Source organism: Nonomuraea sp. B10E15, assembly GCF_039871615.1.
GTDB lineage: Bacteria > Actinomycetota > Actinomycetes > Streptosporangiales > Streptosporangiaceae > Nonomuraea.
The window spans coordinates 536,638-553,052 of record NZ_JBDPMB010000002.1; the positions used below are offsets into that span (position 1 = coordinate 536,638).

Genomic DNA, 16,415 nt, shown 5'->3' on the forward strand with positions numbered 1-16,415 from the left:
CGTGAAATCCGCATGGGATCGTTCATCGCGCGTCCGGGCCTTCCGCACGTAGCGCCGCCTGCCGTTTTCGATCGGCATAGATGCGAGCACTCATCTCGCCGTTGTAGAGCCGGGCGGTGAGCCCGGCATCGATGGTGATCACCTGGCCCGTGACGCACCGGCTCTGCTCCGACAGGAGAAACCGCACTGCCCAGCCACAGTCGATCGGCTCGATCGTCCTCTGGAGCACCTGCTCGCTGCCGGTGTGCGCGGCGATCCAGGAGGCGTCGTGCGCGGGATAGCCGGGCGGCACCAGATCCCGGTTGATCGGGACATATCCCGGCGCTATGGCGTTGCAGCGCACGCCGATCGATCCGAATTCGACGGCGCAGGCGCGGGTCAGCCCCTCCACCGCGGCCTTGGCGCTGGCGTAGATGGCGTACTGGCCGATCGTCTTGTCGGCGTGGACCGACGAGACGTTGACGATGGCGCCCGGCCGGCCGTGCGTCACCACTGACCGGGCGAAGGCCTGGCTCATCAGCCAGACACCCCGGAAGTCGATGTCGACGACGCGGTCGAACTCGGCTTGGGTCGCGTCGAGCATCGGTGCGATGAGCCCGACGCCGGCATTGTTGACGAGTCCGGTCAGCGGCCCGGCGCGGTCGATCGCCTCCTCGAATATCCGCGCCACGTCGTCCGGCCGCGAGACGTCCCCGGCCACACCCACCGCGCCGGGGTAGCGACGCACCGTTCTCTCTACGTGCTCATCGACCAGGTCGTTGATGACGAGTCGCGCCCCTGCCGCGTGGAGCGCGTCACACACCCCGGAGCCGATTCCGGGGCCGGACGCCCCGGTGACAAGGACTGTGTGGCCGGCGAGGTCGTGAGCGGGAACGGCGTGCTCAGGTGCTGTAGAAGGAACGATTCCGGCCGACGGTCGCGGTCCAGACTCCACCACGAGATACCCTCGATCCTCATTTGCTTTGTCCCATTTTATGGGACAGTGGACCATTATAGGTGGCACGGAGATCGAGTCAATCATGCTTCGTGGGCTGCCATCAATGGCGGCAATGCGAACAGGAGGTGGCGTTCCGCAGGCATCTTGGGTGGGGCCGTTGACACGCACCGCAAGCACCGCCTAGCTTCGACCCCCTCGGGAAACGGTCCGCTGTCCCGCTGAATGGGACGCGTTGAAAGGATGCGCCCATGCAGATGCGACACCGGCGCCGCCGCAAGAGAGCAGCCGCCCTCATGCTCGCCGTCACACTTGGACTGTTCGGTTCGGCCTGTTCCGCCGACGGCTCGGGGGACGACTCGGCTCAGGAATTCACCTACTGGTCGATGTGGCAGGAGAAAGAGCCGCAGGCCAAAGTTCTGGCGAAGGCGCTCGCGGACTTCGAGAAAGAGTCCGGCATCAAGGTGAAGGTGGAGTGGCAGGGGCGCGACAATGTCACGAAACTCCTGGCGGCGCTGCGCACCGACAACGTCCCCGACCTCATCGATCAGCAGTACTTCACGGTCAGCAACGCGATCGTCAAGAATGATCAGTTCAAGGACCTGAGCGACGTACACAACATGGAGATACCTGGCGAAGGCAAGACCGTCCGCCAGGTGATCCCGAAAAAATACGACCAGTTCACGACCGCGGCCAACGGCGCCCAGTTCCTGATCCCGTACGAGGTGATCGGATACTCGATCTGGTACAACGCCAAGACCTTGCCCGACGTCGCGAGCAACCCGCCGAAGACGTGGCAGGAATTCACGGACGTCCTGGCCAAGTCGAAGGCGTCCGGCCGCAACCCGATCGCCCTCGACGGGGACATCGCCGGGTACGCGGAGTTCTGGACGGCGACGGCACTGGCCCGAACGCTCGGCACAGGTGGCTTCTACAAGCTCGTGTCGGACAAGCAGGCAAGCGGCTGGAACAACGCCGACGTCCGCAACGCGCTCACCGCCATCGCCGACCTCGCGAAGCAGGGTTACTTCATACCGGGGTACGACAGCAGCAAGTTCCCCGCCATCCAGACGAAGTGGGCGCAGAACCAGGCGGACTTCCTCTACATGGGCAGCTGGGCTCCGACCGAGACCGAGACGCTGGCGGCACCCGGTTTCGAGTACCGGTCGTTCAACTTCCCGACGCTCGGAAATGACGACTCATTGCCGGCGAGCGTCATCGGATTCGCTGTCCCGAAGGCGGCGGGCCACGCCGAGGAGGCCCAGAAGTTCATCGCCCACTTCCTCCACAAGGAGCGGCTGTCCAAGATCTCCAGCGAGGCGAACAACCTCACCCCCCGATCGGATGTCGAGGTGCCCAAGCAGCTGGCGGACGTCAACGCCCTCCTGCAGGAGAAGAACCTGAGCAAGATCACTGACGGAGTTCTCGGAGACTTCTCGGACTTCGACAAGAAGGTCTTCCAGCCGCTGAATCTCAAGCTCATGACCGGCAAAGTCACACCGGACGAGTTCATCGCCCAGATCACCGCCGGTCAGCGCGACTTCTGGGCGGGACACCACTCATGACGCTCGCGACACCTCCTGCGGGTGGGCCGCGCCTCTGGCGTGGCTCACCCCGGAGCACGGGGGCCTTCGACCGGTCGCGCCGACGGTTGTACCTGCCCTTCGTCGTTCCCGCGCTCGTGTTGTACCTGGCCTTCATCATCGGGCCGACCCTCGCCGCGCTGTGGATCAGCTTCCACCGGTGGGACGGCGTGAGCGAGATGCGGTGGAACGGCCTTGACAACTATTTCGCGCTTTTCGGCGACCCCACCTTCCGCACCGCGCTGGTCAACACCCTCATCATCCTGGTCGGAGCCGGCGCCGCCATCTTCGCCGTCAGCTTCGTCCTGACCATGATCGTCCGCGAGATGCGTGGGCGGTCGTTCATCCGTTCGGTGCTCTTCTTTCCCCACATCGTGTCCGCCATCGTTTTGTCGATCGTGTGGGGGTTCATCTTCGAGCACAACGGTACGGTCAACACCATCCTGTCCAAGGTGTTCGGGACGGAACCGATCCCCTGGCTGAACGCCGACAATCTCTTCTTGATGATCCTCATCGGCACGGTCTGGATCTCCACCGGTCTCTACGTCACGATCATCCTGGCCGCCGTTGACCGTATTCCGCGGTACTTCTACGAGGACGCGCTGCTGGCCGGGGCGAACGCATATCAGCGGCTACGATTCGTCACGTTGCCGCTGTCGTGGGACGTGATATCGGTTGCCGCCATCTTCTGGACGATCAGTTCGCTGAAGATCTTCGAATTCATCTACGCCTTCGGCGGAACGACCAATGATCTGCCACCGCCGGCCGTGTGGAATTCGGCGCTCTTCGTCTACGGCGAGTCGTTCGGCGGGAGGAGCCCGTCGTACCTCTTCGGTTACGCATCAGCGTCAGCCATTCTCATGCTGGTGCTGTTCACCGTCCTGATCGTCGTCCTGAGGCGCCTGCTCCGGAGGGATCCCATTGAATTTTGAGAACCCGGGTGCGCAGGCCGGGGTGTTGCAGCCGCGCAGCGATCCCGCCGTTGTACGCGAGGGCCGTGACCGACGTCCGTCCCGTGGAAGATCCCCGCTCGTCAGAACGGCGGGGGGCGACCCGCTCCGCGCCCTCGGCCGCGTTCTGGTCTGGGCCTTCGTCGCCTTCAACCTGCTGGTTTTCGCGTTCTTGATCCTGTCATCGGTCAAGAACACCACTGACATCTTCAGGGCGCCCTGGGGGATTCCGAGCTCGCTCCACCTGGAAAACTGGAAGAACGCATGGAACGAGAGCGGCTTCGCCCGCGCCACGCTCAACACGGCCGGGCTCGCGCTAGGAGCTTCTTTCTGTACCCTGGCGGTCTCCGCCCCCGCCGCATACGTGCTCAGCCGCATCCGCACCCGCTCCGCCGGGCCGCTCAGCGTGTTCTTCGCGCTCGGGCTCGGCATCCCGGCGCAGGTGACCGTCATCCCGCTGTTCGAGATGATGTCGAAAGTCGGCCTGGTCAACAGCCTCCTGGGTCTCTTCATCATCTACACCGCGACGCACGTGCCATTCACCGTGTTCCTGCTGACCGGATTCATGCGCACTCTGCCGCGTGAGATCGAGGAGGCGGCCGCGATCGACGGGGCCTCCCCGTTCAGGTCATTCTGGCAGGTCATGTTGCCCCTGGCTCGCTCGGGCCTTATAACCGTCCTGATCCTGAACATCATCTCGATGTGGAACGAGACGCTGCTCGGCATTGTCTTTCTGCAGACCGTGGACAAGTACACGGTTTCCCTGGCGCTGCTCAACTTCTTGTCGAGCATGCAGTTCTCGGGCGCCGACTACGGCGGGCTGTTCGCCGGCGTATGCATTCTCGTCCTGCCCATGCTGGCTCTTTACCTGTGGTTGTGGCGCCGAATCATCGAGGGCATCACCCTCGGGGCGGGGAAGTGATCGAGGCACCGGAACGACGCCGAGAACGGCCGCAAGCCCGCGTGAAGCCGGCGGTCGCCCCGATCTCTACCGGTACGACGCCGGTGGCCTCCCGCAAAGCCTGAGGTGCCATAATCACAGCAGCCTGCTGCGAGGGAGTAACATGAACGAATCCGTCCGCAAAGCTGCGGATATCCTGTCCGCCCTCGCCGAGGTCGGCCGTGACGCCAGCGCCCGCGAAATCGGCGTTCTCCTTGACCTGCCGAAGAGCACCGTCCAGCGACTGCTGCAGGCGCTGGAGCAGAGCGGCCTCGTCCGGCAGGATTCCGCCTCACGCAGATATGGCCTCGGCCCGAAGACCCTGACCCTGGGCATGTCGTACCTGGACCGAATCGACGTCCGCTCCCAGGCGCTACCGCACATGATGCGGCTGCGGGACGACCTTGACGAGACCATAGCTCTCGCGGTGCGCGTAGGGCATTCGCGGGTCTACGTGGAGCAGGTCGAGTCGCGGTCCGGGCTCAAGGCGAAGGCCGAGGTCGGCAGACCGTACCCGCTGTGGGCCGGTGCGGCAGGCCGGGTCTTACTGGCAAGCCTGTCACGCGAAGAACTCATCCAGTTCACGCTCGACGTGGGAGACGCGGCATTCACCCACGTAACCCCTCCGACGTTGAACGGGCTTCTCGCTCAAATCGAGGAAACACGCCGGCGCGGGTACGCCTGGGCGTTCGAAGAAACCATGCGAGGGGTCCACACGGTCGCCGCACCCATTCCCATCTCCATGTCGGAGGTAGCAGCACTGAGCGTCTCCGGACCGTCGACCTGGTTCGACGAAAGCCGCATGAAGGACGCGACCGGCCCTCTGACGGACGCGGCCAGAGCAATCTCCTCATCGATGGGATACACCAATTCCCTACCGAGCTCTGGCAAGATGCCCTAGCCCGACGAACGACCGCCACCGCAGCCCGGCCGGCCCGTCGGCCAGGAAAGCGTGATCGGCGCGGCCAGAGCGCACCACCCAGCGCGACGGTCACCGCGAGCGGACCCTCACCAGCCGATGTTCCGCGTAATTCGTGCGCCGGCGCCGTGTGGCCCAGAGGTGAGACTCCTCCCGGGTCACCGGGCGGCTCACCAGGTGACCGGCAGTTCATGGACGCCGTAGATTTCTCGATCGATGCGGAACCGAATCCGTTCCAGCGGTACTGCGAGTTCGAGATTCGGAAATCGCTCGAACAGCGCACGGAAAGATATGCGTAGCTGGGTTCGAGCCAGTTGCTGACCGATACACAAATGCGGGCCATGACCGAAGGAGACATGATGGCGGGTGTCGCGCGTGATGTCCAGGAAGTCGGGGTCGGTAAAGACATTCGGGTCACGGTTGGCGGCCACGATGGCGGCCACCACTGGTTCTCCGGCTTTCATCTCCTGTCCCCCCAGCGTGGTGTCCCGGGTCGTGACGCGTACGAGACCGATCCGCGTGATCGGCAGAAACCGCAGAAGCTCCTCCACCATATTGTCAACCAGGGACATGTCGGCGTGTAGCCGCCGGAGCTGTAGCGGGTTGCGTAGGAGGGTCAGCACACCCAGAGCCAGCGTATTCACCGTGGACTCATAACCGGCGACAAGGAGCAGCAGGCAAATATTGACCAGTTCCTGTTCGGTGAGTGGCCGGGCGCCGGACTCGTCGGCGACCAGCCTGGACAGAAGCGCCCCATCAGGATTCGCTCGCTTGTGCCGCACCAGCTCAAGCATGAACTCACGAAGCTCGTCGGTCGCCGCCTCGGCCTCATCCGGATTCGCTGTCAAACTGAACACCGTGGCCGCGACCCGCTGGAACAGTGCTTGATCGGTGGGAGCGACGCCGATCAACTCGCAGATCACGAGCGAGGGTACCGGAGCCGCGAACGCCTGAACCAGATCAGCCGGTCGCGGGCCACGCACCATTTCGTGCAACTGCTGATCGACGATCTCCTGGATACGTGGTTGGAGAGCCGTCATCTGTCGCATGGTGAAGTACCCGGCCAACCTGCCCCGATAGAACCCATGGGCCGGAGGGTCCTCACTTATGAACGCCCCCGCCGGCGACACTCGATCGGCGTGCTCCGATGGCCTCGAACTCGTCGGATTGAAGAACCTGGCACGGTTCTTCGAGCTGAAGGTCCGCGTGTCCGCGAGCACCGCACGAACGTCGGTATGCCGTGTGACCAGCCAACCCACCTCGCCGCTTGGATACAGCAACCGACTCACCGGAAATTCGCGATTGAGTGTGGCCAGCCTTCGCGGCGGGTGGAGTGGGTGCTCAAACTCCGTCGGCAGGAGGGCCGGTGTGGGCATGCCTGCGACCGGACACCCGTTCAGCACCGAGTCGGACCGGCCGACCGCTTGTTCCATGGTCAAGGCTCCTTGGCGGTGACCGATCGACTCAGACGGCTATACGAAACGCACTGGATTACTGATGCAGGATCACGACACTTCAGCGGCGATAGAACGCGCTGAGTTCCTGCCGATCTGATTGATTTCGTCCAGCGAAAGCCCCAACTCGTTGCGTAGGAACTCGCAGATCGTCCAATGTCTGGCGCTTTCCTCCGTATAGTCGCCGAAATAGTGCACATAGTTCGGAATCCAGTCCAGCAACTGCTTTACCACGGTTGATGTGTCGCGCTGCTGAGCGTACTCGGCCAGAGTTATCGCGGAATGGTGAAGAAACCGTCGTCCTGGCAGTCGGTCACACAGCCGCTGATACTCTCCCGTCTCGGAGATCAACTCGTGCCAGACCTCATCGACTTCTTTGCTCAACGGAAAAAAGTTCTCCTGCATGACCGACGTAATTGTCAGAAACTTCAGGCACTCATCGATCTGGAGCTCAAGTTCCGCAGCCGTCCTGTCTGAGAGCTTTTCCGTGAGGACGTTCCGCATCTGCTCCGTGAGCATGGCCGGCGTAGCGCCTCTGGCAAGGTCCATGCGCTGTATCAGGCCTCGGTCATGGACATGCAACGCACCGTGTACGCGCAGAGCACGTCGAACTTTTCCTCGACTTGGATGGCCAACTGCTCGAGAGTCATTTCTGAATCTCCTTTCGGTGTCTCCTGGCGGTTTCCAACGATCCGGCTCTGTCGCCGATACGATCGGTGATCACTATGACGACGGCGTTGGCCGTCCTTGTGACTACGGCCCATTGAAGCAGTCGACGGGCTTCAAGCCGGCTTCATCAGTCGCCACGACGGGGGCCCCGGCAAAGTCAGCAGGGGGCGAACAGCCACTTAACCGGTGAACACTGCCAGGTGCTGGACGAGGCCATTCCTGATGACCGTGATCCGCCGGCGGCCGGTCGGACCCACGAGCGGGCACCCGCCCACGGCGCGACGGCAACACCGACCTGGTAAACCGCGACCGGCCCGCCCTTCACTGCCGGCCCGCCTCCGCGATGGGCCTCGTGACGAGCCGGGAAAGGCCGGCCCGCGGACCTGGCCGGGCACTCGCCGTACCACTGTGAGATTCGGGGCCCGCGGCGGTCGCGACGCCTGACATCAGAGGGACCGGGGTGCGGCCATGGTGCTCGTGACCCAGCTCCAGTAGTAGGCGGTGGACGTGAAGACCTCGTCGGTGGCCAGGCACGAATCGCCGCCGCTACGGCTGTCGACGCCGACGATTCGCCATTCGCCTCTGACGTTCTGCAGCAGTGGGCTTCCTGAGTCACCGTTGCACGCACCGGCGGCACCGTCGTTCCCTCGCTCGACGCACAGGTCGCCGGGGGTGATCGAGAAGTCGTCACCGAAGTCGCACGCTGGGGTGGGCAGTAGCTTCGTATCGAGTTGCAGGAGTTCGCGCGGCATCGACGCGGGATCGTCGGCCACCGTCCTGCCCCAGCCGATCAGGCGTGCCGGGGTGCCGGCGTCCGGTTCCCGGACAGCCTTGATCGGCCGGGCCCGCGACGGTGTCGCCAGCTTGATCAGCGCGATGTCACCTGTGTTCTTCACGGTCGTGTCGTCCCAGTACGGGTGCGCCACGAACGCGGCCGCATCGACGATCTTGCCACCCAGGTAGTCGTTGGAGCCCACGTTCACCTTGAAGTCGGCGGGATTCCGGCCGGCGACACAGTGCGCCGCGGTGATGACCCACTCGGGGGCGATCAACGCGCCTCCGCACCGGACGGGGGTCGGCCGCTCACCCTGGTCCTTGTACAGCAGCGTCGCGGCGAATTCATACTGCTCGGTGGCCGGGCTCCCGCCAATGAGCTGAGGGTTGTAGCCGGGGTCGTCCGCGAAGGCCTTCGCCTGCCCGCCCAAGGTGACCATTGTCGCTGCCGCGAACACGAGAATACGGCCGAACATTCTTTGTTTCATTTCTTCCTGTCCAAGTCGGACGCCACCGAGTCTGGCGCGCTGGGGGAGCATCATAGGAAGAAGCCGGTTTCACCCCGGCTTCATGGACGGCATTACCGAATGCCACGCACAGGGCGCACGCTTCGCAGCCGGGGAAATACGACCTCCGGTGGCACCCACATTGACCTGGCGTCTTCTCTGGAGATATCGCGCGCTGACGAACCCTCCTCAGCCGATCACGGGCGGGCGGGTTGACCCAGAAGCGCCGTCAATTACGTCGCTCGGTGTAGTCGGCGATGCCTCGCCTGCTGGATGTCCCAGGCCCCGGTGAGCGGAACTCTTGGTTCATCGCCTCATTCGGAACGGAGTCCTCATGTTGCATCTACTCATGGCAGGCGTTCTGGCCGCCACGCCTGTCACCGACCCTCAGGTGATCGACTGGATCGAGCAGAACTCGCGGCAGGAGATCACCAAGGAGTCGATCGGTGGGGCCACCATCGTCGGCCTGGGCGAGTCCACCCACAGCACTCACGAGGAGGCCGTGGTCAAGTTCGGCCTCCTGAAATACCTGGTGGAGGAGATGGGATTCCGCTCGATCGCGTGGGAGGAGGACTGGACGACAAGCGTGCGGGTCAACCGCTATGTCCTCACCGGCGAGGGCGACCTCGACGCGCTCATGGGCGAGCTGACGACGACGTGGCGGACCCGCGAGGTACGTGACGTGCTGGCCTGGCTGCGGTCCTACAACGCGGGCCACCCCGACCGTAAGGTGAAGTTCGTCGGGGTTGAGTACTACGCCACCCGCTCCATGGCGCACGACGCCGTCTCCTCGTACGTGGCCAAGGCCGCGCCGCATCGGCTGCGAGAGGTGCGGCGCCACCTGAAGTTCATCGCACCCCGCCACGAGAACACCCAGGCCAACCTGACCTGGTACCGCGGCGTGACGAACAAGCGGCCCTTCATCAGCCACGCCCGCGCCGTGTACAGACTGGTCGAACGGCTGCCCAAGAACGACGACCAGCAACTGGCCCTGCACAACGCCCGCCAGATTCTGTCCTGGTACGAGGCTTTCAACCTGCCGTTCGAGGACATCTACGCCTATCGCGACGCCCGCGCCGCCGAGAACCTGCGCTGGTGGCAGCACCGCACCGGCGACAAGGTCGCCTACTGGGCGTCGACCGCGCACACCGCCGCCGCCCCGGGCCTGCGGCTGACGCTCGGCGGCCCGCCACTCGTCTTCGACAACGCCGGCTCCTACCTGCGCCGCTGGTACGGCGACCGCTATCGGTCGATCGGCGTGCAGTTCGACCACGGCACGCTTGGCACCGGCTCCGCCTGCGGCGTCGCTCCCGCACCGGTGCCGCGCCCGGACCCGGGCTTCGCCAACCGCGTCTTCGGCGATGCCTTCGCCGGCAACGGTCCCGCCGAGTACGTCGTGGACCTGCGGGGCGAGGCACCGGAGGCCGTGCGTGAGTGGTTGCGCGCCCCAGCCAAGGTACGCGGCTATGCCGGCTACAACCCGGAGTTCGCGCAGAAGTCGTACATGGAGGGCGGCTCGCTGGCGCAGTGGTTCGACGTGATCGTCCACCGGCAGGTGATCACTTCCTGCCAGCCGCTCTAGGATCGGCGCCGAGCGGTCGCATCGTCTCGGCCCCATGCGGCGGCGCGGGACGCCCGCCCCGCCGAAGCCGCTACCAGCGGCGCCGACGTGACCATGCGGAAGGCGTTCGCTGTTCCCGTCGGCCACAAAACGATTTGCGTTTTAAAGGGGATTGTTGCCGCAAGGCGGTGACGCTGGTCTGAAGTCGCCGGAACGGTATGCTCGGGCGGCCGAAGTTCGAGAGCTTGGAGAATGCGTCCGTTCCGCTGTGCGGATCATGGTCCGCCACTCCTGCCCGCCTCCAAGCGGATCGCGATGAAATGTCCGGAAATTGTCCGGTCTGTGCCCTTTTCCGGGTGGAGCCGAAGGCCCATACTCTCAAGAAAGCTCCAGCGGCCGGAGGAAAGCGTTCATGAGCACGAGATCAGCGGTGTCGCGTCGTCAGGGCAGCGTCGCTGAGGACAATCTCCGCGCCGGAAGCGTCAGGGCTGATCGCCTCTGATGATCAGAAGGCCTTTTCCGGCTCCGTGACGATATCTTCCGGAGCGTTACGGCCCGCGATCAGGACGTGTGGTGCGTGACGAAGACTTCCGCACCCAGAAAGTGAATATACGCCCGGCGTCGCGGTTGCCCCAGCCGCGGGGCGATGCCGTGGAGCACGTCGATCGCCTCCGCTGAGGGCAATCGACCGAGCCGAAGTTTCTGCACTGTTTCATGCCGAGGAATATCCAGGGAGTTGGACATGACCGCCATCAATGGCACCACTCGTTCGGCCGACGGGACCGAGATCGCGTTCACCTCGGTCGGCTCCGGGCCGGGGATCGTGATCGTCAACGGTGCCATGGACTATCGGAACACCCAGCCCACCGAGGGTGACATCGCCCGAGGGCTGTCCGGCCATCACACCGTGATCACCTATGACCGGCGCGGGCGGGGGGAGAGCGGTCCCACCGATCCGGCGCTGGCTTCGGAGGCGGCGATCCGGGCGGAGGTCGGCGACATCGCCGCGCTGATCGGCCAGGTCGGTGGTACGGCCGCCGTGCTCGGGTTCTCCTCGGGCGGGGTGCTGGCCCTGCACGCCGTGCTGGCGGGTCTGCCGATCACCGCGCTCGCGCTGTGGGAGCCGCCCTTCGTCGTCACCGACGCCCGCCCGCCGCTCGCGCCCGGCTACCGGGAGCGGGTCCAGCGGGAGCTGGCCGGCGGACGCCCCGGTGACGCGGTCACCCTGTTCTTCGTCGAAGCCTGCGCGTTCCCCGCGGAGTCCGTCGAGGGGATGCGTGCCGAGCCCTTCTGGGCGGATCTGGAGCGGATCGCGTCTTCGCTTCCCAACGACGCCGCCGCCATGGGCGACACCATGAGCGGCGACCCCGCGGCCCTCGGGCGGTTCGCGGGGATCGGGCTGCCGACGCTGGTGGCGTACGGCGACGGCGCCTTCCCGGGGTTCGCGGAGGCGGCCCACGCCCTGGTCGGCGTCCTGCCGGACGCCACGGCTCGCGAACTCCCCGGCGAGAACCACGGCGTGTCCCCGGAGCACTTGGCCGCTGCGCTCATCGAGTGGCTGAAGCAGCCCTGACGAGGCTCGATCGCCCGTTCATACGACCCACCACCGCCAGTGCCGCCCGCGCTTCCGCACGGCACCCCATAGGGAGGCATCACCTTGGGAAAGATCCTGGTCCACGAGTTCATCACCGCCGACGGCGTGATCGACGATCCGAGCTGGTCGGCCGGCTATACCTTCACCGACGCGATGAACGAGACCGTTGCCGGCATCACGCGGCGTTGCCGCGCCATCGTGTTCGGCCGAGTCACCTATGAGGCATTCGAGGAGCCGTGGTCCACGCGCTCCAGCGCTGACGACCCGCACGCGTCCTTCTTCAACGACACGCCCAAGCACATCGTCACCTCCACCCTGAGCGAGCTGACCTGGCGAAACTCCACCATCCTGGGCCCGTACGACCCCGACGTCATCCGGAAGCTCAAGGACGAGGCCGAGGGCGACATCTTCATCAGCGCCAGCGGCACCCTGGTGCGGGCCCTGCTCGCCGATGGCCTGGTGGACGAGCTCAACCTCTTCGTCTACCCGCTGACCCTCGGCCAGGGAAGCCGTCTCTTCCCGCCCGACGCCCCGCCCCTGACCATGAGCCTGAAGGCCCACCAGGAGTTCGGGAACGGCGTCCTCCACCTGACTTACCAGCCGCTCACCTGACCGGCACTCCCGGGCAGGCGGCCTGCCTGCCCGGGGCGCCCTGTCAGCTCCAGATTCGCGCTCGTCAGGGTGCCCGGGTCTCTTCGGGCGGCGCGCCGGCGGGGGCCAGGGAGGCGCGGATGGCGGTCAGGCCATCGTCGGTGGCGACGATGATCAGACCGGTCGCCGTCACCAGGAGATCGTTGATGGTCCCGAGCCCGTCGATGGTGGCGCACCGGTGGCGTTGGGTCAGATCCCACAGGGTGACCACACCATCGTTGTGGCCGGCGGCCAGGATCGGAACGTCGCCGAGGTTGCCGATGCAGATCACCTTCGGCTTTCCCACGTCGGCCACGGGCAGGCTGCCGATCGGTGCGTTGTCCGGCAGCCGCCGCAACCGGATCCTGTCGTCGGGCGCGTACAAGGCCATCACCGGCACCCCGGACACGAGTCCCGCGGTTACCACCGTGCTCCGGCCGTCGTACGGCACGCGCCACGATTGACCGATCAGGTCGCCGGTGTGCACGTCCCAGACCGACACCAGCAGCACATCCTCCTCGTCCCCCTCGTCCTCGTCGTCGTTCGTTACGGTGACGATCGCGGGAGTCCCGTCGATCATCACGGGAAGCAGCGCGTCGGTGTACATGTCGAAGTCCATCTCAAGGGTGAAGCGCCGATGCTCGCGCCGGGTCCGCAAACTCCATGCCACGGCCTGGGAGCCCCACTCGTTTCCCTCGATTCCGACCAGCAGCGGTTCCCCGCCGCCGGGGACCACCGCCAGACCGCCGGCATGGAGCCCGTTCTCCGTGAAGCCGCCGTCATCGATCGGCGTCCCGACCGGCTCGTGGGTGACCGGATCCCAGACCCTGATCAGCCGCCGATGGTCGTGCTCGGACTCCGTCGGCGCGGTCTCCTCGCCGAACGAGATCACCGCTGGACGCCCGTCGAGCACCGTGGCGGTGAGGCCGGTCACGTCGCCGGCGTGGCCGGTGTAAGGCTGCCCGGCCGGAGTCCCGTGGGCCGTGTCCCAGATGCCGATCATGTGATCGGAGGCCAGGGCGACCAGTGTCTCCCGCCCGTCCAGCACGGTCGTGGCCGGCAACGACCGCTTGCCCCCGCCAACCTGCCAGGCGACACGCCAGTCGAGCCGCACCGCTCCGGGCGACGCGGCGGTCATCTGGGCTTTCGGGACGGCTACCCGGGTTTCCGGGACGGCCGTCGCCGCTTCCTGGACGGCGGTGTGCGCGCGTTCGGGCCACATGTCGAGGACGACCAGACCAAGGTCCGTGCCGACGGCCACGCCACCATCGGGCGCCGTGGACATCGCGTGTACCGGTGAGCCGAGCCGGATCAGCATCACGCAGGTGCCGTCGATCGTCCACACCCGTACGAGGCCGTCGTCGGCGCCGGTGGCGAGCCAGACCCGGTCCGAGGTGCCGCGCACGGCGACGGCGGCGCGCACCGGGCCGTGGTGTCCGGCCAGCGTCGGTCCGACGGCGGTGCCGGTGGCGGGATCCCAGCAGCGCACCGTGCCGTCGTCGGCGCCGGTGACCACCGCCGAGAGCCCGCCCGGCAGCGTCACGGCTGTGAGCAGCCGGTGCTCACGGACTTCGTCGGGCAGCGGGCGGCCCACCGGCTCACCAGTGGTGACGTCCCAGAATCGCACCGTGTCGTCGTCGGTGCGGCACGCCAGCCACACGTGACCGTCCGGGCGGGGCACCGTCCGGACGGCGCGGATCCGGCCCTCTGGCCAGATGAGGACGGCGGTCCGATCGCCGGTGGCCAGGTTCCGCAACTCCACCTGGGGAGAGTGGCCGGACGTGGCGGATGCGACCAGCACGGCACCGTCGGGATGTTGTACCGGAACGGTGAACGACGATCGCGACCTCCCCGCGACCTGCTTGCCGGTCAGCGGGTCCCACAGCCGTGTGCGGTCGTCGTTGACGATCACCTGGCCGTTCCGCAGAGGTATCGTGCCCATCACGATATGCACGCCGGGGGGGACGAAGTGCTGGATCGGTGTGCCCGTGTCGGCATCCCAGAGCCGGGCCGAATACATGTCGGTCGAGGCCAGCATGGATTGTCCCGTCGGCCCGTGCAGCGGTTTCCCGGCCAGGGTCGCCGCGGTCATCGTCCAGACGGGGTGGTTGTGGCCGACCGGGTGGCCCGCGGCGAGGAACGGATCCCACAGGCACACCTGCCGGCCGAATCCGGCCGCGATCAGGGTGCGCTCGCCGGGCAGCCGTACGGTGGTCATCGCGCTAGCGATGCCGGCGCCATCGACGATCACGCCGCCCAGGTCGGCCCCGGTCGCGGGATCCCATAACCGGATGGTGCCGTCCTCTGTCCCGGCCGAAGCGATCATGTGCCGTCCGTCAGGCCAGGGCATTGCGGTCATCGCGCTGACGGCCGCGGTGCCGTCCCTCCGGGCGTGGTGACCGTGTGCGGAGACGCCGGCGCTTTTGCCGGTGACCGGGTCCCACAGCCGTACCAGGCCATCCCGCCCCCAGGAGGCCAGCACGGTGCGGCCGTCCTTGAGCGGGAGCCCGGCCAGCGCATGGACGCCGCCAGGGTGGCCGGTCAGCGGCGCTCCGATCTGCTCGGCGGCGAGCGGATCCCACAACCGGATCACACCGTCGTCGCAGCCGGAGGCCATGATCACTCGGCCATCGGGCACCGGGAGTGCCACCATCGCGTTGATGGAGGCCCGGTGGCCGGTGAGGCGGGTCAGTGAGCCGATGGTGCGGTGGTTCGCCCATCGCGGCCACCACGTGGTCTCCGATCCGGGGGTGTCCGCCGGGGTGGCGTTGGCCTTTCTGGCGCCGAGCACTCGCAGCATGCGCCGCTCGGCCGGGGCCGCCTCAGCCAGCGCCTCCTGGCTCATGAGCAGGCCGGCCGCGGTCGCGGGCCGGTCCGCGCGACCCGCGTAGTGTCTGGTCACCTCATCCGCCAGGTGGTCCGGGTGGAGGTGGTCCAAGGCGTCGTTGTCGGCCAGCAGCTCGTCCATCGCGTCGCCGGCCGCGGCATGGGCCGCGAGCCGGGTCTGGATGTAGCGGTCGGCGTCGGGCCAGCCGCGTCTCGCGGCCAGATCCCGTAGGGCGGCGGCGATCCGCCGGTGCCCTGCCGCTCGTGACGCGGGTGCGGCGCCCTGGCCGCATTCGGCGGCGAGGTCGTGGTGACGGAGCCGGATCAGGCCCGGCGCATCGGCGATGACCAGCTCCTCGGCGAGCCGTAACACCTGTGCCGTTTCGGCCTCGGTGGGGCGTGTGCCGTCGTGGTGAATCGCCGCCGCCATCGCCGGCCAAACCTCACCTCGGACCGGCATGCCACCGCCGAGCGCGTACCCGAGCGCGTGCAGCAGCGCGGGGGCATGGGGCGCCCGATCGGCGAGCCCTCGCAGGAGTTCCCGCCATGACCGGACCACGGCGTCGTCGTCGGTCGCGGGCAGGTGGAGGATCGTGGCCGGCCCGAGGGCCGCCACCAGGTCGGCGTTGCCGGTGGTACGCGGCCGGGTGCCGACCAGCACCCGCGCCCCGGGCTCGGCCGCCAGCCGGCGTGCCACGGTGCCGGCCACCCCAAGCGGGTCGCGGGCGGCCTCCAGCCCGTCCATGATCACTGTCACGGTGCCGCTGTCGCGGTCGGCCAGCGCGTCCGCAAGGTCGGCCATGCGATGTGCGGGCCTCGTAGGGGTCAGCGCGCCGGCCAGCCGGCGCACGCAGTCGCGTACGGACATGCCGGCCAGCCCCAGCGCCACTCCGACCCCGTCCGCGATCGGGAACGTCGGCTGGTCCGGCACCTCACGGACTTCATCGAGCACCCGGCTCAGCAGCTCGGATGCTGCCGCCCCGCCGGTGACGACGTGCAGGCCGGATCCCGCGTCAGACAGCCATCGCCGGATCCGCACGCCGGGAGGACTGTTCCGCCATGGTGGACGTGGGCC

At 66.7% G+C, this 16,415-nt stretch carries 12 protein-coding genes; 7 read left to right on the top strand and 5 right to left on the bottom strand.

The window, feature by feature from the left end; translation table 11 throughout:
- Positions 1-22: 22 nt before the first annotated feature.
- Complete coding sequence (locus ABGB14_RS11460; protein ID WP_347643574.1) at positions 23-1,021, bottom strand: SDR family oxidoreductase; 999 nt, start codon at positions 1,019-1,021, stop codon at positions 23-25.
- Between the two features lie 164 nt (positions 1,022-1,185).
- On the opposite strand from ABGB14_RS11460, the gene ABGB14_RS11465 reads away from it, so the two are divergent.
- From ABGB14_RS11465 to ABGB14_RS11480, 4 genes are all read left to right on the top strand, one after another.
- The gene (locus ABGB14_RS11465) at positions 1,186-2,499 is read left to right on the top strand and encodes an extracellular solute-binding protein (protein WP_347643575.1); all 1,314 of its coding nucleotides are present in this window, start codon (positions 1,186-1,188) and stop codon (positions 2,497-2,499) included.
- 116 nt (positions 2,500-2,615) lie between these two features.
- A complete protein-coding gene (locus ABGB14_RS11470; protein ID WP_347643833.1) occupies positions 2,616-3,449 on the top strand; it encodes a sugar ABC transporter permease in 834 nt (277 codons plus the stop codon).
- 22 nt (positions 3,450-3,471) lie between these two features.
- Positions 3,472-4,389, top strand: a complete 918-nt coding sequence (locus ABGB14_RS11475; protein WP_347643576.1) for a carbohydrate ABC transporter permease — start codon at positions 3,472-3,474, stop codon at positions 4,387-4,389.
- A gap of 142 nt (positions 4,390-4,531) precedes the next feature.
- Positions 4,532-5,308 (top strand): IclR family transcriptional regulator, encoded by a 777-nt coding sequence (locus ABGB14_RS11480; RefSeq protein ID WP_347643577.1) that lies wholly within the window; start codon positions 4,532-4,534, stop codon positions 5,306-5,308.
- A gap of 188 nt (positions 5,309-5,496) precedes the next feature.
- Here ABGB14_RS11480 and ABGB14_RS11485 read toward each other — a convergent pair whose 3' ends face one another.
- The 3 genes from ABGB14_RS11485 to ABGB14_RS11495 all read right to left on the bottom strand — a co-directional run bounded on the left by ABGB14_RS11485 (position 5,497) and on the right by ABGB14_RS11495 (position 8,765).
- Positions 5,497-6,759, bottom strand: coding sequence for a cytochrome P450 (locus ABGB14_RS11485; RefSeq protein ID WP_347643578.1), 1,263 nt, complete (start codon positions 6,757-6,759; stop codon positions 5,497-5,499).
- Between the two features lie 72 nt (positions 6,760-6,831).
- Positions 6,832-7,329, bottom strand: a complete 498-nt coding sequence (locus ABGB14_RS11490; protein ID WP_347643579.1) for a hypothetical protein — start codon at positions 7,327-7,329, stop codon at positions 6,832-6,834.
- 566 nt (positions 7,330-7,895) lie between these two features.
- The gene (locus ABGB14_RS11495) at positions 7,896-8,765 is read right to left on the bottom strand and encodes a serine protease (RefSeq protein ID WP_347643580.1); all 870 of its coding nucleotides are present in this window, start codon (positions 8,763-8,765) and stop codon (positions 7,896-7,898) included.
- Between the two features lie 298 nt (positions 8,766-9,063).
- Here ABGB14_RS11495 and ABGB14_RS11500 point away from each other — a divergent pair, with 298 nt between their 5' ends.
- The 3 genes from ABGB14_RS11500 (at position 9,064) to ABGB14_RS11510 (ending at position 12,496) form a co-directional block, all read left to right on the top strand.
- Positions 9,064-10,311, top strand: a complete 1,248-nt coding sequence (locus ABGB14_RS11500; protein ID WP_347643581.1) for an erythromycin esterase family protein — start codon at positions 9,064-9,066, stop codon at positions 10,309-10,311.
- Between the two features lie 721 nt (positions 10,312-11,032).
- A complete protein-coding gene (locus tag ABGB14_RS11505; RefSeq protein WP_347643582.1) occupies positions 11,033-11,863 on the top strand; it encodes an alpha/beta hydrolase in 831 nt (276 codons plus the stop codon).
- A gap of 84 nt (positions 11,864-11,947) precedes the next feature.
- The gene (locus tag ABGB14_RS11510; protein ID WP_347643583.1) at positions 11,948-12,496 is read left to right on the top strand and encodes a dihydrofolate reductase family protein; all 549 of its coding nucleotides are present in this window, start codon (positions 11,948-11,950) and stop codon (positions 12,494-12,496) included.
- Between the two features lie 64 nt (positions 12,497-12,560).
- Here the strand turns inward: ABGB14_RS11510 and ABGB14_RS11515 are convergent, their stop codons facing one another.
- Entirely contained in the window at positions 12,561-16,379 is a 3,819-nt protein-coding gene (locus tag ABGB14_RS11515; RefSeq protein ID WP_347643584.1) for a WD40 repeat domain-containing protein, read from the bottom strand.
- Between the last annotated feature and the right edge of the window lie 36 nt (positions 16,380-16,415).